Source organism: Terrabacter sp. Ter38, from assembly GCF_024519435.1.
Classification (GTDB): domain Bacteria; phylum Actinomycetota; class Actinomycetes; order Actinomycetales; family Dermatophilaceae; genus Terrabacter.
In genome coordinates this window covers 61395-82290 of record NZ_JALJRZ010000013.1, presented here as the reverse complement: position 1 = coordinate 82290, position 20896 = coordinate 61395, and the positions used below count along the sequence as shown (strand labels likewise).

Annotated in this window: 24 protein-coding genes; 7 read left to right on the top strand and 17 right to left on the bottom strand. The window is 72.0% G+C overall.

The window, feature by feature from the left end:
- Positions 1-32: 32 nt before the first annotated feature.
- A complete protein-coding gene (locus NR112_RS20680; protein WP_256796172.1) occupies positions 33-554 on the top strand; it encodes a hypothetical protein in 522 nt (173 codons plus the stop codon).
- 150 nt (positions 555-704) lie between these two features.
- Here the strand turns inward: NR112_RS20680 and NR112_RS20675 are convergent, their stop codons facing one another.
- Both NR112_RS20675 and NR112_RS20670 read right to left on the bottom strand, forming a co-directional pair.
- Positions 705-1388 (bottom strand): response regulator transcription factor, encoded by a 684-nt coding sequence (locus tag NR112_RS20675; RefSeq protein WP_256796171.1) that lies wholly within the window; start codon positions 1386-1388, stop codon positions 705-707.
- A 62-nt stretch (positions 1389-1450) separates the two neighbouring features.
- Positions 1451-2776, bottom strand: coding sequence for an ATP-binding protein (locus NR112_RS20670; protein ID WP_256796170.1), 1326 nt, complete (start codon positions 2774-2776; stop codon positions 1451-1453).
- A 266-nt stretch (positions 2777-3042) separates the two neighbouring features.
- Between NR112_RS20670 and phoU the strand changes: the two genes are divergently transcribed.
- A complete protein-coding gene (gene phoU, locus NR112_RS20665) occupies positions 3043-3753 on the top strand; it encodes a phosphate signaling complex protein PhoU (RefSeq protein WP_256796169.1) in 711 nt (236 codons plus the stop codon).
- 134 nt (positions 3754-3887) lie between these two features.
- Here the strand turns inward: phoU and NR112_RS20660 are convergent, their stop codons facing one another.
- From NR112_RS20660 to mshA, 3 genes are read right to left on the bottom strand one after another with little or no spacing between them, the layout of a single operon-like run.
- Positions 3888-4631, bottom strand: coding sequence for a phosphoglyceromutase (locus NR112_RS20660; RefSeq protein ID WP_256796168.1), 744 nt, complete (start codon positions 4629-4631; stop codon positions 3888-3890).
- Positions 4632-4654: 23 nt separating this feature from the next.
- Positions 4655-5197, bottom strand: a complete 543-nt coding sequence (locus tag NR112_RS20655) for a YbjN domain-containing protein (RefSeq protein WP_256796167.1) — start codon at positions 5195-5197, stop codon at positions 4655-4657.
- Positions 5194-6507 (bottom strand): D-inositol-3-phosphate glycosyltransferase, encoded by a 1314-nt coding sequence (gene mshA / locus NR112_RS20650; RefSeq protein WP_374513433.1) that lies wholly within the window; start codon positions 6505-6507, stop codon positions 5194-5196. Before mshA ends, NR112_RS20655 begins: the two co-directional genes overlap by 4 nt.
- A gap of 153 nt (positions 6508-6660) precedes the next feature.
- Between mshA and NR112_RS20645 the strand changes: the two genes are divergently transcribed.
- Together NR112_RS20645 and NR112_RS20640 are read left to right on the top strand one after the other, a co-directional pair.
- Complete coding sequence (locus NR112_RS20645) at positions 6661-7461, top strand: class I SAM-dependent methyltransferase (protein ID WP_256796166.1); 801 nt, start codon at positions 6661-6663, stop codon at positions 7459-7461.
- Positions 7462-7604: 143 nt separating this feature from the next.
- Positions 7605-8537: an MEDS domain-containing protein gene (locus NR112_RS20640; protein WP_256796165.1), complete on the top strand. Its 933-nt coding sequence runs from the start codon at positions 7605-7607 to the stop codon at positions 8535-8537.
- 109 nt (positions 8538-8646) lie between these two features.
- Here the strand turns inward: NR112_RS20640 and NR112_RS20635 are convergent, their stop codons facing one another.
- From NR112_RS20635 to NR112_RS20595, 9 genes are all read right to left on the bottom strand, one after another.
- Positions 8647-9105: a phosphomannose isomerase type II C-terminal cupin domain gene (locus NR112_RS20635; RefSeq protein WP_256796164.1), complete on the bottom strand. Its 459-nt coding sequence runs from the start codon at positions 9103-9105 to the stop codon at positions 8647-8649.
- A 75-nt stretch (positions 9106-9180) separates the two neighbouring features.
- The gene (locus NR112_RS20630) at positions 9181-9495 is read right to left on the bottom strand and encodes a DUF2516 family protein (protein ID WP_256796163.1); all 315 of its coding nucleotides are present in this window, start codon (positions 9493-9495) and stop codon (positions 9181-9183) included.
- An 87-nt stretch (positions 9496-9582) separates the two neighbouring features.
- Entirely contained in the window at positions 9583-10008 is a 426-nt protein-coding gene (gene dtd / locus NR112_RS20625) for a D-aminoacyl-tRNA deacylase (protein WP_256796162.1), read from the bottom strand.
- Positions 10009-10038: 30 nt separating this feature from the next.
- Positions 10039-11031: an asparaginase gene (locus tag NR112_RS20620; protein ID WP_256796161.1), complete on the bottom strand. Its 993-nt coding sequence runs from the start codon at positions 11029-11031 to the stop codon at positions 10039-10041.
- 107 nt (positions 11032-11138) lie between these two features.
- Complete coding sequence (locus NR112_RS20615) at positions 11139-12152, bottom strand: hypothetical protein (RefSeq protein WP_256796160.1); 1014 nt, start codon at positions 12150-12152, stop codon at positions 11139-11141.
- Position 12153: 1 nt separating this feature from the next.
- Positions 12154-12633 carry a helix-turn-helix domain-containing protein gene (locus NR112_RS20610; RefSeq protein WP_256796159.1) on the bottom strand — a complete coding sequence of 160 codons (480 nt, stop codon included), beginning with the start codon at positions 12631-12633 and terminating at the stop codon, positions 12154-12156.
- Between the two features lie 192 nt (positions 12634-12825).
- Positions 12826-13680: a 3-keto-5-aminohexanoate cleavage protein gene (locus NR112_RS20605; RefSeq protein WP_256796158.1), complete on the bottom strand. Its 855-nt coding sequence runs from the start codon at positions 13678-13680 to the stop codon at positions 12826-12828.
- A 35-nt stretch (positions 13681-13715) separates the two neighbouring features.
- Positions 13716-14759: a folate-binding protein YgfZ gene (locus NR112_RS20600; protein ID WP_256796157.1), complete on the bottom strand. Its 1044-nt coding sequence runs from the start codon at positions 14757-14759 to the stop codon at positions 13716-13718.
- A 28-nt stretch (positions 14760-14787) separates the two neighbouring features.
- Entirely contained in the window at positions 14788-15285 is a 498-nt protein-coding gene (locus NR112_RS20595; RefSeq protein WP_030199640.1) for an FABP family protein, read from the bottom strand.
- 23 nt (positions 15286-15308) lie between these two features.
- Between NR112_RS20595 and NR112_RS20590 the strand changes: the two genes are divergently transcribed.
- Positions 15309-15680: a DsrE family protein gene (locus NR112_RS20590; RefSeq protein ID WP_256796156.1), complete on the top strand. Its 372-nt coding sequence runs from the start codon at positions 15309-15311 to the stop codon at positions 15678-15680.
- 136 nt (positions 15681-15816) lie between these two features.
- On the opposite strand, the gene NR112_RS20585 is transcribed toward NR112_RS20590, so the two are convergent.
- The gene (locus tag NR112_RS20585) at positions 15817-16653 is read right to left on the bottom strand and encodes a hypothetical protein (RefSeq protein WP_256796155.1); all 837 of its coding nucleotides are present in this window, start codon (positions 16651-16653) and stop codon (positions 15817-15819) included.
- 6 nt (positions 16654-16659) lie between these two features.
- Positions 16660-16950: a MoaD/ThiS family protein gene (locus NR112_RS20580; protein ID WP_256796154.1), complete on the bottom strand. Its 291-nt coding sequence runs from the start codon at positions 16948-16950 to the stop codon at positions 16660-16662.
- A 66-nt stretch (positions 16951-17016) separates the two neighbouring features.
- On the opposite strand from NR112_RS20580, the gene NR112_RS20575 reads away from it, so the two are divergent.
- Positions 17017-17718, top strand: a complete 702-nt coding sequence (locus tag NR112_RS20575) for a response regulator transcription factor (RefSeq protein ID WP_256796153.1) — start codon at positions 17017-17019, stop codon at positions 17716-17718.
- Positions 17719-17868: 150 nt separating this feature from the next.
- Here the strand turns inward: NR112_RS20575 and NR112_RS20570 are convergent, their stop codons facing one another.
- Positions 17869-19665: a bifunctional UDP-sugar hydrolase/5'-nucleotidase gene (locus NR112_RS20570; RefSeq protein WP_256796152.1), complete on the bottom strand. Its 1797-nt coding sequence runs from the start codon at positions 19663-19665 to the stop codon at positions 17869-17871.
- Positions 19666-19917: 252 nt separating this feature from the next.
- Here NR112_RS20570 and mshD point away from each other — a divergent pair, with 252 nt between their 5' ends.
- Positions 19918-20889 carry a mycothiol synthase gene (gene mshD, locus NR112_RS20565; protein WP_256796151.1) on the top strand — a complete coding sequence of 324 codons (972 nt, stop codon included), beginning with the start codon at positions 19918-19920 and terminating at the stop codon, positions 20887-20889.
- Positions 20890-20896 lie beyond the last annotated feature (7 nt).

Genomic DNA, 20896 nt, shown 5'->3' with positions numbered 1-20896 from the left:
CCGACGGGGCGCGCGCCGGTAGGCTGTCGCCCGTGAAGCGTCGATACCCCGCCCTGGCCCCCGCGCGTCGCCCGTCCACCCGCCGGGTGTCGGCGGTGCTCGCCGGTGTCGCCCTCGCCGTCGTGACGACCGGTTGCCAGGTCAACTCGCCCGTCCAGACCAACACCCCCTACGTCCCGGCCGACGGCGTCCCCGCCGACGTGGGCCAGCTCGCCGTGCGCGACCTCGCGCTCGTCGGTGACGGCACCGGGACGGTCGTGATCTCCGGCGCCGCCATCAATCTCGGCGAGCAGGACATGACCGTCCAGATCGCCCCGCAGGCCGATCCCAACGCGACGAGTGCGCCGAGCGGCTCGGAGGTGCGGCTCGGTCCGCGCGAGCACGTCAACCTCGCGACCAAGGGCCTGCAGCTGACCGACGTCAAGACCAAGCCCGGCGGTCTCGTCCCCGTGACCATCACGTCGAGCATCGGCGGCACCACCGTCGTCAAGGTGCCCGTGCTCACGGCGAGCGGTTACTACGCCACGGTGACGCCCGCGCCCACCGGCAGCTGAGCCGCACCGCCGGGAGATCCGCTCCCGGTCCTCGACCCGCACAGCCCCGAGGCCACGTCTCATCGCGAGACGTGGCCTCGGGGCTGCACGGGGCGGCCGCGGGTGGCCTCTCGACCGCGCGAGATGCTCAGCGCCCGCGCTCCTGTCGGCTCAGCCCGCCTCGAACTTGTAGCCGAGCCCGCGCACGGTGACGATGTGCACCGGGTTGGCCGGGTCGGGCTCGACCTTCGCCCGCAAGCGCTTCACGTGGACGTCGAGCGTCTTCGTGTCGCCGACGTAGTCGCTGCCCCAGACGCGGTCGATGAGCTGCATGCGGGTCAGGACGCGACCGGAGTTCCGCAGCAGCATCTCGAGCAGCTCGAACTCCTTGAGCGGCAGCGACGCAGACCGCCCCTGGACGCTCACGGTGTGGCGCTCGACGTCCATCCGGACCGGTCCTGACTCCAGGGTCGAGGGCAGCAGGTCCTCAGGCTCGGCGAGACGACGCAGCACGGCCTTGACGCGCGCGAGCAGCTCACGGCTCGAGTAGGGCTTCGTGACGTAGTCGTCGGCACCGATCTCGAGGCCGACGACCTTGTCGATCTCACTGTCCTTGGCCGTCAGCATGATGACCGGTACCGAGGAGCGCTGGCGCAGCGCGCGGCACACGTCGACACCCGAGAGGCCCGGCAGCATGAGGTCGAGCAGGACGAGGTCGGCGCCGTTCTTGTCGAACTCGGCCAGGCCGTCGGGCCCGGTCTCGGCCACGGCGACGTCGTAGCCCTCCTTCTTCAACAGGTAGGACAACGGATCGGAGAACGACACCTCGTCCTCGACGATGAGAATGCGACTCACTACGGGCCTCTCGGGGTCGGGCAGCGTGGGGGTGGTGGGCTGCTCGGGCAGTGGGGACGTGACTAGGCGTTGACGGTCGGGGTCGGGCCGGCGCCGCGGGACGGCTCGGCCTCGGGCACGGCGCCCCGCTCGGACTCGACCGTCACCCGGGTCTCGGTGTTGGTGTCGGTCCTGGTCTCGGACGTGGTCTCGGACGGGACGTCGGGCTCGGACGGCGGGAGGGCGGCATACGTCGTCGGATCGGACGGCGCGATCGCAGCGGAGGCGTTGGCGGCGGGCAGCTCGATGGTGAACGTCGACCCGCGGCCCGGCTCGGACCACACCGACACGTTGGCGCCGTGGTTGTCTGCGACGTGCTTGACGATGGCCAGACCGAGCCCGGTGCCGCCGGTGGCCCTCGACCGGGCCGTGTCGACGCGGTAGAAGCGCTCGAAGATGCGCTGCTGCTCGTCGGGCGCGATGCCGAGGCCCTGGTCGGTGACGGAGACGTCGATGACACCCGAGCGACCTCGACGCACCATGACGCCGACACGGGTGCCAGGGTCGGAGTAGGCGATCGCGTTGCCGACGAGGTTGCTGATCGCGGTGGTCACGAGCTCGGCGTCACCCCACACCTCACAGCCCTCGTCGATGGCGGTCACGAGCTCGATGCGGTGCTCGTCGGCGATGAGGCGACTCCGGTCGGCGGCGTCGCGCGCGCACGCGCCGACGTCGATGACCGTCGGGTCCTTGATGACGTCGGCGCCCTGGAGCCGCGAGAGCTCGACGATCTCCTTGACGAGGCGCGTCAGCCGCTCGGACTCGACGCTGATCCGCTTCGCGAAACGGGCGACCGCCTCGGGGTCGTCGTGCGCGTCGAGCACAGCCTCGGCGAGCAGCGAGATCCCGCCGACCGGGGTCTTGAGCTCGTGGCTGACGTTGGCGAGGAAGTCTCGGCGGATCTCCTCGACCCGCGCTGCCTTGGAGCGGTCCTCGACGAGGAGGAGCACGTGGTCGGCGCCGAGGGGGGCGACCCGGGCCGCGACCACGAGGCGGCCGTCGCCGATGCCCTTCTGCAGGGTCAGCTCGGCCTCTCGGATGACACCGTCGCGGCGCACGGCGCGGGCGAGGTGGAGCAGCTCCGGGTGGACGAGCTCCTGGCCGCGCACCAGGCCCTGGGCGACGGCGGCCGGTGAGTTGTTGACGACCCGGTCGGAGGAGTCGACGAGGATGCCGCTCGAGCGGAGCACGGCGATGACCTCACCGACGCCGGGCGGCAGCGGCGGGTCGGGCGGCGGCGGCATCTCGGCCGCCGTCGAGCGGTCCGACAGGCGCACGGCGACCATCGCCACGCCGCCCAGGGCGAGGCCGGCGATTCCACCGAGCGTTGCCGCTGTCGTCGGGTCCACGACACTCAGCGTACGCATCACCGCGACAGACTCGGACCACGCGGGACACGGTGTGCGGAGCGCGAACCCACTGTTCACCTTGGCGTCCCCACCCATTCACGAAGCCCTGCCAACCTCTGCACCAGCGGGGGACGTGCCACCACGAACGTATGCCGTCCCGCGCGCGTCGCGAGTGGCAGGCTGGCTCCCGACACGGCACCGCCGCGCGTCACACGGTGCAGGCGGCAACGCACGACCACGCACGACCGGCAACTGACAGGAAGACCATGCGCGACCAGTTCCACGAGGACCTCGACACGATCTCGGACCAGCTCGTCGAGCTGACCCGGCTCGCGGGGTCGGCCATCTCCCGCGCCACGACCGCGCTCCTCGACGCCGACGTCCACCTGGCGGAGTCGGTCATCGAGGCCGACCGCAAGCTCGACGACATCCGCATCGAGCTCGACGAGCTGTCGATCGACCTGCTGGCCCGCCAGCAGCCCGTGGCCACCGACCTGCGCATCGTCGTCACGGCGATGCACATGAGCTCGGACCTCGAGCGGATGGGCGACCTCGCGCGTCACGTGGCCAAGGTCGCCCGCCTGCGCACGCCCGACTCGGCGGTCCCGCCGGAGCTGCGCTCGCACATCCTGCAGATGGGCCGGGTCGCCGAGTCGATCGTCGCCAAGTGCGGGTCGATCATCGCGAGCAAGGACGTCGCCGCGGCCATCGCGCTCGAGAAGGACGACGACGTGATGGACGACCTCCACCGCGAGCTCTTCGCCGCCCTGCTCGACGAGAACACGTCGTGGTCGCGCAGCTCGATCCTCGACCTGACGCTCGTCGGCCGGTACTACGAGCGCTTCGCCGACCACGCCGTGTCGGTCGCTCGCCGCGTCATCTACCTCGTCACTGGTGAGTACGACTCCGAGGTCAGCTACGACCACGAGGACGCCGAGGACGCCGACGTGCTCGAGGCCATCGAGCACGACGCCTGACCGACCCCACACCCCACCGTCGAGAGGCCGCGTTCGGCCGCCTCGCGTGTGTCGAAAGGCCACCTCTCGTCGCGGGAGGTGGCCTTTCGACTGCCGTCGGGGGGCCGGACACGGCCTTTCGACGGGTGAGGGGGTCAGCGGCCCTGGTTGGCGACGGCCTCCGCCGCGGCGCGAGCCGCCTCGGGGTCGAGGTAGCGCCCACCCCGCGTGACAGGGCGGAACGACTCGTCGAGCTCGTAGACGAGCGGCATGCCGGTCGGGATGTTGAGGCCGGCGATGTCGTCGTCGGAGATCTCGTCGAGCGTCTTGACGAGGGCGCGCAACGAGTTGCCGTGGGCGGCGACCATGACGGTCAGGCCGTCGGCGAGGTCGGTCTGGATCTCGGTCTGCCAGTAGGGCATCAGGCGAGTCACGACGTCCTTGAGGCACTCCGTCGCGGGCATCGCCGCACCGAGGCCGGCGTAGCGGACGTCACCGTGCTGCGAGAACTCGTCGTTCTGCTCGATGGGCGGCGGCGGCACGTCGTAGGAGCGGCGCCACAGCATGAACTGCTCCTCGCCGAACTGCTCGAGGGTCTGCTTCTTGTCCTTGCCCTGGAGCGCGCCGTAGTGGCGCTCGTTGAGGCGCCAGTCGCGCTTGACGGGGATCCAGTGGCGGTCCGCGGCGTCGAGCGAGAGGTTCGCGGTCGTGATGGCCCGGCGCAGCAGCGACGTGTGCACGATGTCGGGCAGGATCCCGGCCTCCTTGAGCTGCTCACCGGCGCGCACGCCCTCGGCGCGGCCCTGGTCGGTGAGGTCGACGTCGACCCAGCCGGTGAAGAGGTTCTTGGCGTTCCAGTCGCTTTCGCCGTGGCGGACGAGGACGAGCGTGTAGGTCATGGCGCCAGCCTAGCGACGGCCGATCACGCGTCCGAGCCGTCGTCCAGCAGGTGACGGAAGGCGTCGAGGTTGCGCGTCGACTCGCCGCGCGAGACCCGCCAGGCCCACTCCTTGCGCATCGATCCGAGGAAACCGAGCGCGAGCAGCTCGTTGAAGACGTCGTCGCTCGCCGACAGGACGATCCCGAAGAGCTGGTCGAGGTGCTCGGGCTCCACCGCGACCGTCGGCACCTCGCCGCGCAGGTAGACGTCGCCGTCGGTGTCGACGGCGTAGGCGACGCCCTGCAACCGCAGGTTCCTGCGCAGCAGCGTGCGGTAGAACGCCTCGTGGTTCTCGTCCGGGTTGCGGATGACGAAGGCGCTGACGCTCGTCGTCCGGTCTCGCACGAGCACCGACACGACGGTCTTGAGCTTCTTCTCGCCGGGCAGCGTGACGACGTGCTCCCCCGGGCGCCCGCCGAGCTCCCACTCGAGCCCGACCGAGTCGAGGTATGCCGTGAGGCGGGCCTCGGCGGCCGCGCCCGGTGAGTCGCCGGCCGGGGCGGCCTCCTGCGGCTCGGCGCTCACGGGATCACCGCCGTCGGGACGCCGACGAGGCTCTGGCCCTCGTCGATGGGCGTCTCGTTGCCGCCACCGGCCCGCTCACGGATCGCCTGCCGGTAGACCTCGAGGAGCCGGTCGGTGGTCGCGCCCCAGCCGAACTGCGCCGCGTGCGCGACGGCGGCCGAGCCCAGCGCGAGTCGGCGCGAGTCGTCGCGCAGCAGGGACTCCACGGCGTCCGTCCAGTCGGGGGTGGCGTGCCCGTCGACGAGGACGCCGGCGTCACCGACCGCCGTGGGCAGGCCACCGACGTGGGCGGCCACGACGGGCGTGCCGCAGGCCTGCGCCTCGATGGCGACGAGACCGAAGGATTCCGAGTGGCTGGGCACGAGCACGAGGTCGGCTGCGCGGTACCACTGCGCGAGGACCGGACGCGGGACGGGTCGCACGAAGCGGACGACGTCGTCGATGCCGAGGAAGCGCGCCAGCTCTTCGAGCTCGTGGGGCCGGCTGAGCCCGCTGCCGCTCGGGCCGCCGAGGACGGCGACCGTCAGGCGCCGGCGTCGTCCCGGGTCACGCTGCAGCAGCTCACCGGCGACCCGGAGCAGGAGGTCCGGTGCCTTGAGCGGCTGGATCCGACCGACGAAGAGGAGCAGCTCGCCCTCGACGGGCAGACCGAGGGACCGACGCGCCTCGGACCGGTCACCCGGCGTGAAGGTCGACAGGTCGACCCCGGGAGGGACGACGGACACCTTGGCCGGCGGGGCGGCATACAGCTCGATGAGCTCGCGGGCCTCGTCCTCGGTGTTGGCGATGAGTCGGTCGGCCGCTTCGACGACCTGGACCTCACCGGTCTCGCGGCCGCGGGGCTCCGGTGGGTCCCCCTCGGCGAGGTGGAGGTTCTTGACGCGCGCCATCGTGTGCATCGTGTGGACGAGCGCGACACGCCAACGGTCGGCTGCGAGCCAGCCGACCTGACCCGAGAGCCAGTAGTGCGAGTGGACGAGGTCGTAGTGGTCCTCGGGGACCGAGAGCCCCGCCTGCATGATGCCGGCGGAGAAGGCGCAGAGCTGGCCGGGCAGGTCCTCCTTGGCGAGGCCCTCGTAGGGGCCGGCGGTCACGTGGCGCACGCGCACGCCAGGGACGAGGTCGGACTCGATCGGCGTCGCGCCGGTGGTGCGGCGGGTGAAGATGTCGACCTCGATCCCGCGCGCGGCGAGCTCCTTCGCGGTCTCGGCGACGTAGACGTTGAGCCCGCCGGCGTCGCCGGTGCCGGGCTGCTCGAGGGGCGAGGTGTGGACGCTGATCATCGCCACCCGTCTCGGATCGGCCGCCATCGGCATCCCTTCGTCCTGCGCGCTGCTGCTCTTCACGCTCTTCCTCGACTCAACCACACACGCGATTCGATGTATTCCGCGGTGGCCGGTGACCGCGGAACCACCTCCGACCGGCATCCGACCGTGGTCGACGGCGCTGGCTAGGCTGCGGAGGTGCCCCCACGCCAGCGCCCCGTCGGCACCGTGACCCGTGGGACGACCAACCCGAACCGGCTGAGGCGGTGCGACCGATGGATCGCCGGACCACAGGCGTGGCGCCTCCGGCGCAGCCCGACACCCCCCGTCGTCGTCGACCTCGGCTACGGCGCCTCGCCCATCACGGCGGTCGAGCTGTACGACCGGCTGCGGCAGGTGCGCCCTGACGTCCGGGTCGTCGGCATCGAGATCGATCCGGCCCGGGTCGCCGCCGGCACGCCGCTCGAGCGGGACGGCCTGACCTTCCGGCTCGGCGGCTTCGAGGTGCCGCTCCACGACGGCGAGCGCCCCACGGTCGTACGCGCCTTCAACGTGCTGCGGCAGTACGCCGAGGACGAGGTGCCGGCTGCCTGGGCCCTCGTCCAGGAGCGTCTGGCGCCGGACGGCCTCCTCGTCGACGGCACGTGCGACGAGATCGGCCGCCGCGCGGCCTGGGTCGCGGTCGAGCGGGCCGGTCCCGTCAGCCTGACGATCTCGCTGCGCATGGGCGGGCTCGAGCGTCCGTCCGACGTCGCCGAGCGGCTGCCCAAGTCGCTCATCCACCGCAACGTGCCGGGCGAGCCCGTCCACGACTTCCTCGCCGACCTCGACCGGGCCTGGGCCCGCAGCGCCCCGCAGTCGTCCTGGGGTGCGCGTCAGCGCTTCCTCGCCGCCGCGACGGAGGTCCGCGAGCGCTGGCCGCTGCTCGACGGTCCCTCGCGCTGGCGGCTCGGCGAGCTCACCGTCGAGTGGAGGGCGGTGGCGCCGCTCGACCGCTGAGGGGTGTCTGGGAGGTTTGCGGTGCCAGCGCGTCTTTCGCCCGGGTGACTCACAGGTCGCGCAACCGCTCGAGGGGTCGACGTCGGCGTAGCATCGGCACCATGTCGCACGGCGGCATGGCCGTGTGGGGGCGAGGTCATGCAGTGAGTTTCTACACGCTCGACAGTGAGGGTTTCGGCGCCGTCGCGCGATTCGTCGCGGACGGGTGGGACCACGACGAGTGCGTCGTCGTCGTGGCCACCGGCCCGCACCGCGCAGCCCTGGAGTCCCTTCTCGTGGAGCTCGGGCACGACCCCGCGGCGCGGTCGCGCGCCGGTCGCTACCTCACGCTGGACGCCGAGGAGACCCTCGCGGAGCTGGTCGTCGACGGTGGGCTGGACGTGGACCTCTTCCTGCGACGGGTCGGCGACGTGGTCACCGAGGCCTCCGCGGCGGGACGGCCGGTCCGTGCCTTCGGCGAGATGGTCGCCCTGCTCTGGCAGCGCGGGCAGATCGAGGTGGCGATCGAGCTCGAGATGCTCTGGAACCAGGTCCTGCGCGAGTACGACTTCTCCCTGCTCTGCGCCTACCCCACGGGCGTCTTCGACCACGCCGAGCTCGTCGACGTCCGCCGGGTCTGCGACCTGCACACCGACGTCATGCCCGTCGCCGGGCTCTCCTCGACCGAGGGAGCCCGCCTCGCGGACGGCCACGCGTGCTCGCCCGTGTACCTGCCGACGGCCGAGTCGGTGCCCGCGGCCCGCCACTTCGTCGTCGACGTCCTCAGGGCGTGGGGCCACGACGACCTCACGGCCGACGCCGCCCTCATCGTCTCCGAGCTCGCGACCAACGCCATCACCCACGCCGGATCCCCGTTCCGCGCGGTCGTCGACCGGCGCCGCGGCAGCCTGCGCATCGGTGTCGAGGACGCGGCCCGCTCCCCGTTCGAACGACGCGCCGCCCAGGCCGACGACGTCAGCGGTCGCGGCGTCGACATCGTCGCGGCGCTGTCCGAGCGGTGGGGCTACACCCCCGTCCCCGGCGGCAAGGTCGTGTGGGCCGAGCTGCTCGACCCGAGCCGGTCACGCGCGGGCTGAGCCCGCCCCGACGCGTGGTCCGGGCCTGCCGACCGTCCCCGGACAGAGGTATGCCGCCGGGCCCGGGCCGGCGGCATACGTTCGTCCGTGTGTCGTGCTGCGCGCGTCCTCAGCGGACGTAGTCGTCCTCGAGGCGCTCGATGTCCGACTCGTCGAAGTGGCCGAAGCCGACCTCGAGGAGGCGGCCCGGGTGCTCGCCGGAGTTGCCCATGCGGTGGATCGAGTTGCGCGGGACCCAGACCGTCTCGCCCGGCTTGGCGCTCCACGTCCGGTCACCGACGGTGACATCGATCGGCACGTCGAGGATCTGCCACATCTCACCGCGGTGGTCGTGCCGCTGGAGGGAGAGCCGGTGACCGGGCTGCACCGTGATGATCTTGACGGTGACCTGCTCGTTGGAGACGAACTGCTGGAACTCGCCCCACGGCCGCTCGGCGACGAAGATGTCCTCGGTCGGGTTGCGGTTGCCCAGGTCGTACTCGTCCGCGGTGTGACGCGGCGACGAGACATGCTGGTGGGCATCCAGCTCGTGGTCGACGACGGCAGCAGCAGGCTGCTGGTCGGACATGGTTCTCCTATCGGTTGTGAGTGCACCAGTGTGCCGTACGCGAAGGGCCCGGTGTCCCGAGCAGGCGCGTGAGGGTCACCACCCGGAGTTCGAGCGCCCCCCGATGCCCCTGACCTGCCGCAGCGCGGGGCGCACGTCGGCGAGGTAGACGGCGGCACCCACGAACGCGAGCAGGCCGAAGAGGCTGAGCGGGTTGAAGAGCGTGACGAAGCCGATCGCGAGGGCGACCCCGAGCAGCACGAGCCAGAAGGTCCGCGTGCGCTTGCCCGCCGCGACGTAGGCCTTCTCGGGGTGGCGCAGCGCGTCCACGAATGCGAAGACCTCGCACCCGAGCGCGACGACTCCGAGCACGAGGAGGACGACGTTCTGGAACCCCGAGTACAGCTGCATGGGGAAAGCGTAACCCGGCGAACGTTCGCGCGATCCCTCCCAGCCGACTCCCAGACTCTCGAGTCGTCGGCTGCTCCGGCGCGCTGATCAGGCGTCGACGACGAGGGTGAACGGGCCGTCGTTGACGAGTGACACCTGCATCATCGCGCCGAACCGACCCGTCTCGACCTCGATCCCCCTCCCCCGGAGCGCCGTCACGAGGTCGGCCACGAGCGGCTCGGCCACCGTCCCCGGCGCGGCCGCGCTCCACGAGGGACGGCGACCCTTGCGGGTGTCTGCGTGCAGCGTGAACTGGCTGACGACGAGGACGGGCGCCCCGGCGTCGGTGAGGCTGGCTTCGTCGCGCAGGATGCGCAGCTCTGCGATCTTGCGGGCCATCCGCTCGACCTGCGCGGGCCCGTCGTCGTGGGTGACGCCGACGAGGGCCAGCAGACCGGGCCGGTCGATGGCGCCGACGACCTCGCCGTCGACCTCGACCCGCGCGCTCGTGACGCGCTGGAGCACCGCCCTCATCTCGACCTCACGGGGACGACCCGAGCCGGCTCAGACGCCGACGGCGACGACGGACCCCACGGGCTGTCCGTGGCCGAGCACCGGCTGGTTCTCGAGCACGGCGAGGACGTCGTCGCTGCCGACGCCGATGCGCCGCATCACTGCAGCGAGCAGCACGCTCCGGGCACGCGACGAACCGTCTGCGACCTTGACGGCGATGCCTCGGCCGTCGGGCAGGCCCACGGCGTAGACGGCCTCGGCGCCGTCCTTGGCGATGAGGCCGTCGACGCCGCGGATCAGGGCGGTGACGTCGCGGTGCGTGCCGCCGAGGTACTCCGGGAAGTCCCGGATGGCCGCGCCGATCCTGGCCTCCGGCCCCTCGGTCGCCGCGGCGAGGCGGCCGAACGACAGCGCGAGGGCGCGGAGCGGGACGGCATGGATCGGCGCCCCGCACCCGTCGACGGCGACGGCGCTCGGCTCGGCGCCCGTCAGCTCACGCACCGTCTCGGCGACGGCCACCTGGAGGGGGTGCTCGGGATCGCGGTAGGTCGCGAGCTCCCACCCGTTGACGACGCACGTCGCGAGCATCGAGGCGTGCTTGCCCGAGCAGTTCTGCGCGATCGACTGGCGCGGACGGCCGCTGGAGATCCAGGCAATGCGCGCGGACTCGTCGTAGGGGTAGTCGGGGGTGTTCTGCAGGTCGGCCTCGGTCAGGCCGGCGCCGGCGAGGATCTCGCGGGCCGCCGCGACGTGGAAGTCCTCGCCGGAGTGGCTGGCGCACGCGAGGGCAAGGAGGCGGCCGTCGTTGCCGAGCCCGTTGCGGACCATCGCGAGCGCCTGCAGGGGCTTGCTCGAGCTGCGCGGGAAGACCGCACCGCTCGAGTCGCCGACCTCGAGCTCGACCGTGCCGTCGGGAGCCGTGACGACGGCTGTGCCGTGGTGCACCGACTCGACGACACCGGTCCGCACGACGTGCGCGACGACCGGGGCGACGGCGAGGGCGGCGCTGACGTGGGTGGAGGACGGGGCGAGGAGATGGGACACGTCCCGCAGTATGCCGGAGCGACGCGACAGGGCCGCCACCCCGGGTGCGGGGTGGCGGCCCTGTCGTGCCTGTGGCGCCGGGCGACCCGGCCCGAGTGCGCGACCGCTCAGGCGTTCGGAGCCGTGGTCGACGTCGTGCTCGTGGCGGCCGAAGCCTTCTGGGCCGTCTTCTTGGCCGGCGTGGCCTTCTTGGCGGCAGTCTTCGCCGCGCTCTTGGTCGCCGCGGCCGACTTGGTGGCCGTCTTCCTCGCCGCCTTCTTGGCCGGGGCGGCCTTGCGGGCCACCGTGGCCTGCGGGTCGTCGGTCGTGGCCGAGCTGCGGGCGGCGACCTTGCGGGTCGTCGTGGCCTCGACCGCGTTGGCCTTGCGCGTGGCCGCGGCCTTCTGGGCTGCCGACTTGCGGATCGCCGTCTGGTGCGCGGCAGTGCGCTTGGCCGGGACCGGGGCGGCGGCCGACTCGACGGCGTCGACCGAGGCCGAGACCTGCGAGCCGACCTTCGAGGCGTCCTTGACGACGGCGCCCTTGAGGGTCCTGGCGACCTTCTCACCCTCGGTCACGGCGGTCTCGGCGACGCGGCGACCACGGGTCACCGTGGCGGTACCGCGCTCGGCGATGCCGAAGGCCGTGCGCTCACCCTGGGCGCGCAGGTCGGTGACGACCTTCTCGCCACGCGCCGCTGCGGCGTCGTACTGGTCCTTGGCGTTGCTCGCGATGACGAGGCCCTCGTTGAGGACGCGGGCCGGGAGGTCCTGGGCCCGCGTGACGAAGCGCTCGGCATACGTCGTCGCGAGCTTCTGCAGCTCGGTGGTGCGGCCCTGGAGGTCGATGATGCGCTTCTGGAGGTCCTTCTGCATCTGGTCGGCCTCCTTCTTGGCACCCTTGCGCAGGTCGACGCCCTTGGCCTGCTTGCGCGCGACCTCGAGCTGCTCGCCCGCCGTGCGGACGGTGTCGATCGCGATGTTCGCGGCACCGACGACGGCGTAGAACGGCGTCGGGTCGACCTGGACCTCGGGCATCCGGTCCTCGACCTGGACGAGCTGGCCGCGCACGTCGGCGACGGCGGCCTCGGCCTGCTTCTGGGCGTCCTTGACGGCCTTGGTGATCTTCTTGCTGAGTGCCATCTCAGTTCTCCTTCTCGTTGAGCTCGGGGGTCGCGGCAGCGGTCGTGCTGCGCGACGGACGCCGGCGAGGTGCTGCAGCCGGCGTACGCGCTGGGCGTGGTGGAGGCGGGGTGGTCTCGGGTGTCGTCTCGTCCTCGCCGACGAACGACAGGTAGATGTCGACGAGCACCGCGCGCTGCCGGTCGGTCAGAACCGGGTCGACCGCGATGGCGGAGAGGACGTGGGGCACGGCGGCAGGGTCGTCGGCGACCCGCTCGTCGAGGATGCCGGCCCGGACGTAGAGCGACTCGGCCGAGACCTGCAGCCCCTTGGCGATCTGCTGCAGGATCTCGGCGCTCGGGCGCTTGAGCCCTCGCTCGATCTGCGACAGGTAGGGGTTGGAGACGCCGGCCATCTCGGCGAGCTGCCGCAGCGACAGCTGGGCGCTCTCGCGCTGCTCGCGCAAGTAGGCCCCGAGGTCGGGAAGCGGAAGCTTGCTCATGCCTCCATTGTGCTAACTACAGCAAGCATAATGCAAACTCTGGACAGCGTGAGACGTCCCACACCGGTTCGCGCGCTCCGACCAGAAGCGCGAGACCAGAGGACCGGGCTCGGGAAGGAGTGCGCGCTGGAGGGACATGTCGCGCGCTCGGATCAGGGGCGCGCCGAACGCGGCCGCCCGCGCGTCGCGGCGTCAGCGGGGGCGACGATCCTTGATCGACAGGGCCTCCCGGGCCTCGATGGTCGTCATCGCGGGGCGCTGCATGACGGTGGCGATCTCGGCGGCCCGGGCCACGAGCTCGCTGTTGTGCGCGACCGGCCGGCCCTTGGCATACATGAGGTTGTCCTCCATGCCGACGCGGAGGTGACCACCGGCCGACAACGCGGCCGCGACGATCGGCAGGTGCGCGCGCCCGATGCCGGTGGCCGACCAGCTCGTCACCTCGGGCGGGAGCATCGCGACGCCCGCGAGGAGCGCCTGCGGGGTGCCCGGCATCGACCCGGGCACGCCGGTGACGAAGTCGACGTGGACCTTGCCGCCGTAGGGCAGGCCGCACTCGTCGATGAGGCGGCGCAGCGCGTGCACGTGGCCGAGCTCGAAGAGCTCGAACTCCGGCACGACCTCACGCTCCTGGGCCCGGCGGTAGAGGTCGACCATGAAGCCCCACGGGTTGAGGAAGACGCCGTCGCCGAAGTTCGTCGTGCCGCAGGTGAGTGAGCACGAGTCGGGGTCGGCGTCGAGGACGGTGAGGCGCTTGTCGAGCGGGTCGGTGATGGAGCCGCCGGTCGAGAGCTGGACGATGAGGTCGGTGGCCTCACGGACGCCGTCGACGGCCTCCTTGAGGAAGGCCGGCTCGAGGGTCGGTTGGTGCTCCCGGTCGCGCACGTGGATGTGGATGAGGGCCGCGCCCGCGCGCTCGCAAGCGACGGCGGTCTCGACGAGCTCCTCCGGTGTCGTCGGCAGCGCTGCGACGTCCGACTTGGCGGTCTCGGCGCCCGTGGGCGCGACGGTGATCAGGGTGCTCGCGGCGGTGCGTGCGGTGCTCATGCCGCACATCCTGCCAGCGCCCGGAGCGCCGTCGGTCAGGGGGCGACGATCGTCGTCTGCGCGGCCGAGAGGTCGTCGACGAGCAGCTCGAGGGTGGGGTCGGTGTTCCGCTTGATGACGGCCAGGGCGATGGGTCCGTCGACGTGGTGGCGCCCGACGGAGGTGACCCGTCCGACGACGCGGTCGCCCGCCCGGACCTCGCTCCCCTGCGCCGGAAGGACGTGGCCGGAGCCGTCGAGGTGGAGGAAGACGATGCGGCGCGGCGGTCGACCGAGGTTGTGCACGCGCGCCACGGTCTCCTGGCCGCGATAGCAGCCCTTCTGCAGGTGCACCGCGGTGCGCAGCCAGTCGAGCTCGTGGACGATGGTGCGATGGTCGGTCTCGAGGCCGAGCCGGGGACGCCAGGCAGCGATGCGGAGCGCTTCGGCAGCCCAGATGCCGGCCAGCGGCCGATCTCCCACGGCCGCAACGAGTTCGGCGCGCGGGATGAGCACCTCACGCCACGCGCGGTCGGTGCCCGGGTGCCCGTCGACGGGACCGTATGCCGTCGTGTCGCCGACGAGGTCGGGCCACGGGTCGCGCCAGGCGAGAGGCTCGCCGTCGACGGACTCGCTGGAGTGCGGCTCACCTAGCACGGCCCAGTCGTCGGTGACGAGGGCGACCTCGACCCGCAGCATGAAACGCATCTTGTCGAGCCACTCGACGAGGGCCGGACCGGCGCCGGGCTCGGTCGTGATCCACGTCGTCGTGCCGTCGTCGACGAGGTGCAGCGAGTGCTCGACGTGGCCCTTGGGGCTGAGGATGAGGGCCTCGCGCGACTGGCGCGGCTCGAGGCCGAGGAGGTGCTGGGTCGTCAGGGAGTGGAGCCAGCTGAGCCGGTCGGGTCCGGTGACGGTGACGACGTCACGGTGCGAGAGGTCGACGACCGCGAGGCCCTCCTCGAGGAGGCGCTGCTCACGCATGGGATCACCGTGGTGCAGGGCGACGCCCGCTTCGAGGCCCTCGCCGGCCACGGCACCCGGTCGCGACAGGAGCGGGCTCCTCGTCGTCGGTCGGGTCGGCAGCTCAACGTCGCTCATGCCCGGTGGAACGCTCGCGGCGTCCACCTCATTCCACGCGCTTGAGGGTTGCCGACACGTGGCTCTGGAGCTCCTGGCCGACGGCGGCCATGTCCATGACCCAGAGGAGGTTGGACTCGACGAGGCCGTACATCCGGGTCGCGGCGTTGTACTCCTTGGCTCCCGGCGCCCGCAGGACGCCGTCGGTCTTGAGCTGGATCTTGGCCGGTTCGATCTTGCCGTAGTAGAGCTCGAGGATGCCGGTGGGGTGCGCGAGGAGCAGCTCGACCTCGCCGTTCTCGAGCGGCCGCCAGAAGCCGGACTCCACCGCCGCCGGGCGCACCTTGGCTCCGTTCTCGGAGTCGAGGATCCAGGCCCGGCTCTCCCACTTGAGGAAGCCACGCCCGTCGTGCGTCACCTCGACCTCCTGGCCGAAGTGCGCGGACTCGATCGTCGGGTAGCCGACGACGCCCGCGCCCTCCCAGCGTCCGATGAGCCACGCGAGGGGTCGCAGCGGCTCCGGGATGTCCTGGTCGAGGTTGAACATGCGCCCGATCGTAGCCTGATCCCATGGACACTCCCGCGCGCTCGCTCGTCGTCAAGGTCACCGCCGGCACCGAGGCTCCCGAGCGCCTCTCGCAGGCCTTCACCGTCGCCGCGACGGCCGTCGCGAGCGGCGTCGACGTGTCGCTCTGGCTGACCGGGGAGTCGACGTGGATGGCCGTGCCGGGGCGTGCCGAGGACTTCGAGCTACCGTATGCCGCCCCGCTCGTCGACCTGCGCGACGCCGTGCTCGCAGGTGGCCGGCTCACCGTCTGCACGCAGTGCGCTGCCCGGCGCGAGCTGACGGAGGACCAGCTCGTCGACGGCGTGGTCATCAAGGGAGCCGCGGTCTTCGTCGAGGAGGTCATGGCCCCCGGCGCCCAGGCGCTCGTGTACTGACACGAGGACTGTGGCCACTCGACTCGGCTGAGAGGGCCGAACGTGGCCACTCGACTCGGCTGAGAGGGCCGAACGTGGCCTCTCGACGGTATGGGGGCGGCCGAACGTGGCCCCTCGACGGTGGAGGTGGCGTGGGTCAGGTGAGGACGGAGAAGAGGTGGACGACGGCGCCCACGGCGAGCACCGACCCGGCTCCGGCGCCGACCTGACCCCGGACCGTCAGCATCGCCGGTTGCAGCGCGAGCACCCGGCGGAGCGACCACGACACGGTGCCGACGGCGGCACCGATCCCCAGCGCCTCGAGGGTGCCGACCTCGGAGCCGCGCGAGGCGACGACCGCCGCCAGCACCGCTGCCGCGAGCGCCACGAACCCGAGGAACGGCGTCGCGCCGCGCACCCCGACGAGCAGGTCGGTGACGACCGCCGCACCGACGGCCGCCATGGCCACGACCGCGACCGTCTGGCCCCGGTCGCTGTTGGCGGCGACGACCGCCGTGGTGCCGGACGCGACGACGACGAGGCCGCCGAACGACGAGAGCAGCGTCAGGACGAGCCCCTCACGGCCCGTGCGACGGACGAGCTGGGCGGAGAAGGCGAGCAGGATCCCGAACGCGACCGCGGCCGGGACCCAGAGCAGGTCCTGGCGCAGCGCGCTGAGCACGATCGCGACGGAGGCCGCAGCGAGCACGACCGTCGTCGCCGTCGGCGTCCACGACCCCGTGATGAGCGGCCAGCCCCAGGCAACCGCGAGGGCGAGCGCGAGCGTCACACCGAGCGTGGCGGCATACCCCGTGCCCTGGGCGACGAGGAGGGCGACGGCGGCCACGAGCGTGGCCGCGACGCTGGCCCAGCGGATGCGGTCCGCGCCGGCGGGCGACAGCGGGAGGCGGAGCGACCCGGCGGCCACCGAGGAGTCGGAAGCGTCGGGACCGGGCTCGCGGAGGGCCGCGTTGTCCTCAGGCACGGGGGCCATTGTGCATCACCCGCCGGCGAAGGGCGGCAGCACCTCGACGGTGCCGCCGTCGGTCACCCGCGCCTCGCGACCGACCTTGCGCCCGTCGAGCAGGAAGCTCGCGACACGCGCCACCCGCGCGAGGTCGGGGTGGTCGGCCACGGCCGCGTCGACGACATCGCCCACCGTCGCACCGGTGCGCGCCTCGCTGTCGACGCCGGCCGCCGCACGGGCCGCGGCCCAGTAGCGCACGGTGACGGTCGCGAGGGCCGGCCCGGTCGTCCCGACCGTGCGCGACTCGGGTCCACTCGGGGCCATCTCACTCCGTCTCATCGTTGGTGCGGTCCCATCCGCTGGTGACCAGTCTCGCCTATCCTGCCTGAGATGGCCCGACTGCTGCTGCTCACCAACGCGCTGGCCCCCAGCGCCGAGGTGCTGCCTGCCCTCGGCCTGCTGAGCCACACGGTGCGGATCCTGCCCGCCGAGGCCACCGCCCTCGTCGACTCGCCGGACTGCGACATCGTCATCATCGATGCGCGACGGGAGCTGGCGAGCGCACGCTCCCTGTGCCGGGTGCTGCGCACGACGGGGATCGGCACTCCCCTGCTGGCCGTCCTCACCGAGGGCGGCCTCGCTGGTCTGACGGCCGAGTGGGGCCTCGACGACGTGCTGCTCGACACCGCCGGACCCGCCGAGGTCGACGCCCGGTTGCGCCTCGCCATGACGAAGGGCCAGGACGACGACGCCGATCTCGACCTGCCCATCACCTCGGGCGAGCTCGTCATCGACGAGGCCTCCTACTCCGCGAAGTTCCGCGGCAGCCCGCTCGACCTGACGTACAAGGAGTTCGAGCTCATCAAGTACCTCGCGCAGCACCCGGGACGCGTCTTCACCCGCGCCCAGCTGCTCCAGGAGGTCTGGGGCTACGACTACTACGGCGGCACCCGCACCGTCGACGTGCACGTGCGGCGCCTCCGCGCCAAGCTCGGGCCCGACCACGAGACGCTCATCGGGACGGTCCGCAACGTCGGCTACCGCCTCGTCCCCGACCGCGCCGAGGCCCAGGCCGCCGAGGCCCCGGCCTGACGCATCCCGACGCGTCCCAACGCGTCCCGACGCGTCCCAACGCGTCCGGCGGTGGCACGCGACGTCCCGCCACGCCCGGTCTCCGGCCCCAACGGGCGTGGCCCGGACCCCACTGGGGAGTCCGGGCCAGCGTCGTGCAGCGACCTGGCGTCAGGGCACCACGGTGATGCGCGTCGCCGGCGCGGGTGAGTAGCCCGCGTTCTCCGGCTTGGACAGGTAGTTCGCGAAGGCGTCGATGTCGAGCCCACCGAAGTACTTGGCCGTGCCTCCCTGGAAGGCGGGGAAGTTGTCGCCACCGTCGGACAGGAAGTTGTTGGTGACGATGCGGTACGAGGCGGTCTTGCTGACCGGCGTGCCGTTGATCGCGACGGTGCCGTCGACGACCTGCTGGGTCGCGGTGCTCCACGTGTACGTGAAGCCCTTGTTGACCTGGAGCGTCTTGGCCTGCGACCCGGCGTTCTTGCCGGTGCGCTGCTGGTTGAGGACGTCGTAGATCTGCTGGCCCGTGAGGTTCATCGACACGAGGTAGTTGTTGAACGGCTGGACGTTGAACGCCTCCTCGTACGTGATGGCGCCCGGGGCCTCGCCGTACTTCGAGCTGGTGTAGGTGAGGTCGGCACGGATGCCACCGGGGTTCATGAAGGCGGCGACCGGCGTCTGGCCGCCCGTGACGACAGAGGGGTCGGCCAGCTGGGCGTCGGCGATGAGGTCACCGAGCGGTGACTCGCCCGCGGGGCTCTGGGTCCGCACGATGTCGGCCGAGATCGTGCCGATGATCTTGCTCGCGATCGCCGCGACGAGGTCCTTGTACTTCGCGATGAGCTTCGTCTCGGTGGAGTCCGGCGTGACGGTGCGGGTCACGAGGTGGTTCACGGAGTCGGCCTCGGTCGGGCGGACGATGTCGGAGGTGCGACGGTCGTAGGTCACCTCGGTGTCGTTGTAGAGGCGACCGAACGAGGACGCCGACGTGACCAGGCGGGGGACGCCGTTGGCGTCGGGGATGGCGCAGACGTACGGCTGGTGCGTGTGGCCCGAGATGACCATGTCGATGGCTGGGTCGAGGTTCTTGACGATCGGGATGATCGGCGAGTCGGCCGACAGGCTGCCGCCGCCCTTGCACGTGTAGTCGTACGGCGTGTTGGCCGGCGGGGTGCCGCCCTGGTGCACGAGGACGACGATGGCGTTGACGCCCTGCTTCTTGAGGACGGGCACGAGCGCGTTGGCGGTCTGCACCTCGTCGGTGAACTCGAGGCCGGCGACGCCGGAGGCCGTGACGATGGACGGGGTGTCCTTGAGCGTCATGCCGATGAAGCCGATCTTGGCGCCGTTGAAGTTCTTGACCCAGTAGGGCGGCAGGATCGTCTTGCCCGTGGCCTTCTCGATGACGTTGGCGGCGAGGTACTGGAACTTCGCACCCGTGAATGTGCCGGCCGGGCAGGAGTTCTGGTTGTTCGCGCCGTCTCCGTCGTCGATGCAGCCGCCGCTCTGGAGGCGCTGCAGCTCCTTGTAGCCCTCGTCGAACTCGTGGTTGCCGACGGACGTGGCCTCGAGGCCGAGGCTGTTGAGGGCCTCGACCGTGGGCTCGTCGTGGAAGGCTGCCGACAGCAGGGGGGAGGCACCGACCATGTCGCCGGCGGCGACGGTGACGGTGTTGGCGTGCCCTACGCGGGCCTGCTTGAGGTGGGTCGCGAGGTACTCAACGCCACCGACGTCAGTCGTGTTGGTGCTCGCGGGACCGGTCTGGATCTTGCCGCTCGAACCCGACGGGGGCTCGAGGTTCCCGTGGAAGTCGTTGAACGACAGGATCTGGATCGGGAACTGCGTCTTTCCCGGGGCCTTGCTCGTGTCTGGCCCCGCGGTGGGTGCGGCGAGGGCCGGTGCCGCGAGGGCGGCGGCGCAGATCCCTGCGACGGCGACGCCCGTGATGCGGCGGGTGGTACGGGACATGTCTTCCCCTTGATCAGCGGTGTGGATCGCGTGCCCATCGGCACCCACGGGACGCTAGTGCCCGGAGGGTGCCGGGAGGGGCTTGGCGCGTGACGGAGTTGTGAACTGCTGGCACCACGCCGACCCCGGAGCCGACTCGAGTGCCGGACCGGTGCCGTGAGTTGTGCAGGGCCCCCGAGCCCTGACCGGACCCTAGCCGGAGCGGGCGACCGGCGGGAGTCCCCCGCCGGGTCGTTGTGGTGGAATCGCCGTATGCCGCGCCTCACCGTCGCCCTGCGCGACACGACGAACCCGCTCACCCCGGACGAGTCCGCCGCCGTCCTCGCGCTGGCCGCGGAAGCGGCCGCCGCCGACGGGTCGGAGCCGCTCTCGGAGCAGTTCCGCCTGTCCGCACGGTCCCGCGAGCACGACGGGGTCGGCCACCTCCTCGCGCTCGGGCCCGACGGGGCGCTCGTCGGCTACGCCCAGTCGCGATCGGGCGAGGGGGCACCGTCGGGCGAGCTCGTCGTGGCGCCGGGGTCGCGCCGGTCCGGGGTGGGCACGGCGCTGCTCGCGAGCCTGCCGGACGGCATACGCCTGTGGAGCCATGCGACGGGAGCCGCGGCCGACGCCGCCACGGCGTTCGCCCGGGCCACCGGGCTCGTGCCGGTGCGATCGCTCCACGTCATGGGCCGCTCACTTCGCGACGGGCCCCCGTGGCCGGCCGCGTCGCTCGACCCGAGGTATGCCGTCCGCTCCTTCGAGCCGGGACGTGACGAGGACGCCTGGCTGGCTCTCAACGCGGCGGCGTTCGCCCACCACCCGGAACAGGGCTCGCTGCGCCGGGCCGACCTCGACCAGCGGATGGCCGAACCGTGGTGGGACCCGGTCGGGCTCGTCCTCGTCGTCGAGGCCGCCCACCCGGACGTGCTCGTCGCCTCGCACTGGACGAAGGTCGACCCCCCGGACGGTGACGTCGGCGAGGTCTACGTCGTGGCCGTCTCACCCGACCGGCAGGGCCAGGGGCTGGGGCGCGCGGTCACGGTGCTGGGCCTGGACCACCTGCGCTCGCTCGGCCTGGCGCGCGTGGTGCTCTACGTCGACGAGGACAACGTCGCGGCCGTGCGCACCTACGCCGCCCTCGGCTTCGAGGACGTCGAGGTGCACCGCCAGTTCGCCCGGGCGGCCGAGGCGGGCGACGCGGCGGACCGGGTGGGTGGGGTCTCCTCGCCCGCCGTCGGCTGAGACGAGT

Excerpts from the sequence above, each read along its gene's own strand:
- phoU (WP_256796169.1), top strand. The coding sequence starts at position 3,043 with ATGCGCGACCAGTTCCACGAGGACCTCGACACGATCTCGGACCAGCTC.
- NR112_RS20660 (WP_256796168.1), bottom strand. The coding sequence starts at position 4,631 with ATGACCTACACGCTCGTCCTCGTCCGCCACGGCGAAAGCGACTGGAAC.
- mshA (WP_374513433.1), bottom strand. The coding sequence starts at position 6,507 with ATGGCGGCCGATCCGAGACGGGTGGCGATGATCAGCGTCCACACCTCG.
- NR112_RS20635 (WP_256796164.1), bottom strand. The coding sequence starts at position 9,105 with ATGTCCGACCAGCAGCCTGCTGCTGCCGTCGTCGACCACGAGCTGGAT.
- NR112_RS20630 (WP_256796163.1), bottom strand. The coding sequence starts at position 9,495 with ATGCAGCTGTACTCGGGGTTCCAGAACGTCGTCCTCCTCGTGCTCGGA.
- dtd (WP_256796162.1), bottom strand. The coding sequence starts at position 10,008 with ATGAGGGCGGTGCTCCAGCGCGTCACGAGCGCGCGGGTCGAGGTCGAC.
- NR112_RS20615 (WP_256796160.1), bottom strand. The coding sequence starts at position 12,152 with ATGGCACTCAGCAAGAAGATCACCAAGGCCGTCAAGGACGCCCAGAAG.
- NR112_RS20610 (WP_256796159.1), bottom strand. The coding sequence starts at position 12,633 with ATGAGCAAGCTTCCGCTTCCCGACCTCGGGGCCTACTTGCGCGAGCAG.
- NR112_RS20605 (WP_256796158.1), bottom strand. The coding sequence starts at position 13,680 with ATGAGCACCGCACGCACCGCCGCGAGCACCCTGATCACCGTCGCGCCC.
- NR112_RS20600 (WP_256796157.1), bottom strand. The coding sequence starts at position 14,759 with ATGAGCGACGTTGAGCTGCCGACCCGACCGACGACGAGGAGCCCGCTC.
- NR112_RS20595 (WP_030199640.1), bottom strand. The coding sequence starts at position 15,285 with ATGTTCAACCTCGACCAGGACATCCCGGAGCCGCTGCGACCCCTCGCG.
- NR112_RS20590 (WP_256796156.1), top strand. The coding sequence starts at position 15,309 with ATGGACACTCCCGCGCGCTCGCTCGTCGTCAAGGTCACCGCCGGCACC.
- NR112_RS20585 (WP_256796155.1), bottom strand. The coding sequence starts at position 16,653 with ATGGCCCCCGTGCCTGAGGACAACGCGGCCCTCCGCGAGCCCGGTCCC.
- NR112_RS20580 (WP_256796154.1), bottom strand. The coding sequence starts at position 16,950 with ATGGCCCCGAGTGGACCCGAGTCGCGCACGGTCGGGACGACCGGGCCG.
- NR112_RS20575 (WP_256796153.1), top strand. The coding sequence starts at position 17,017 with ATGGCCCGACTGCTGCTGCTCACCAACGCGCTGGCCCCCAGCGCCGAG.
- NR112_RS20570 (WP_256796152.1), bottom strand. The coding sequence starts at position 19,665 with ATGTCCCGTACCACCCGCCGCATCACGGGCGTCGCCGTCGCAGGGATC.
- mshD (WP_256796151.1), top strand. The coding sequence starts at position 19,918 with ATGCCGCGCCTCACCGTCGCCCTGCGCGACACGACGAACCCGCTCACC.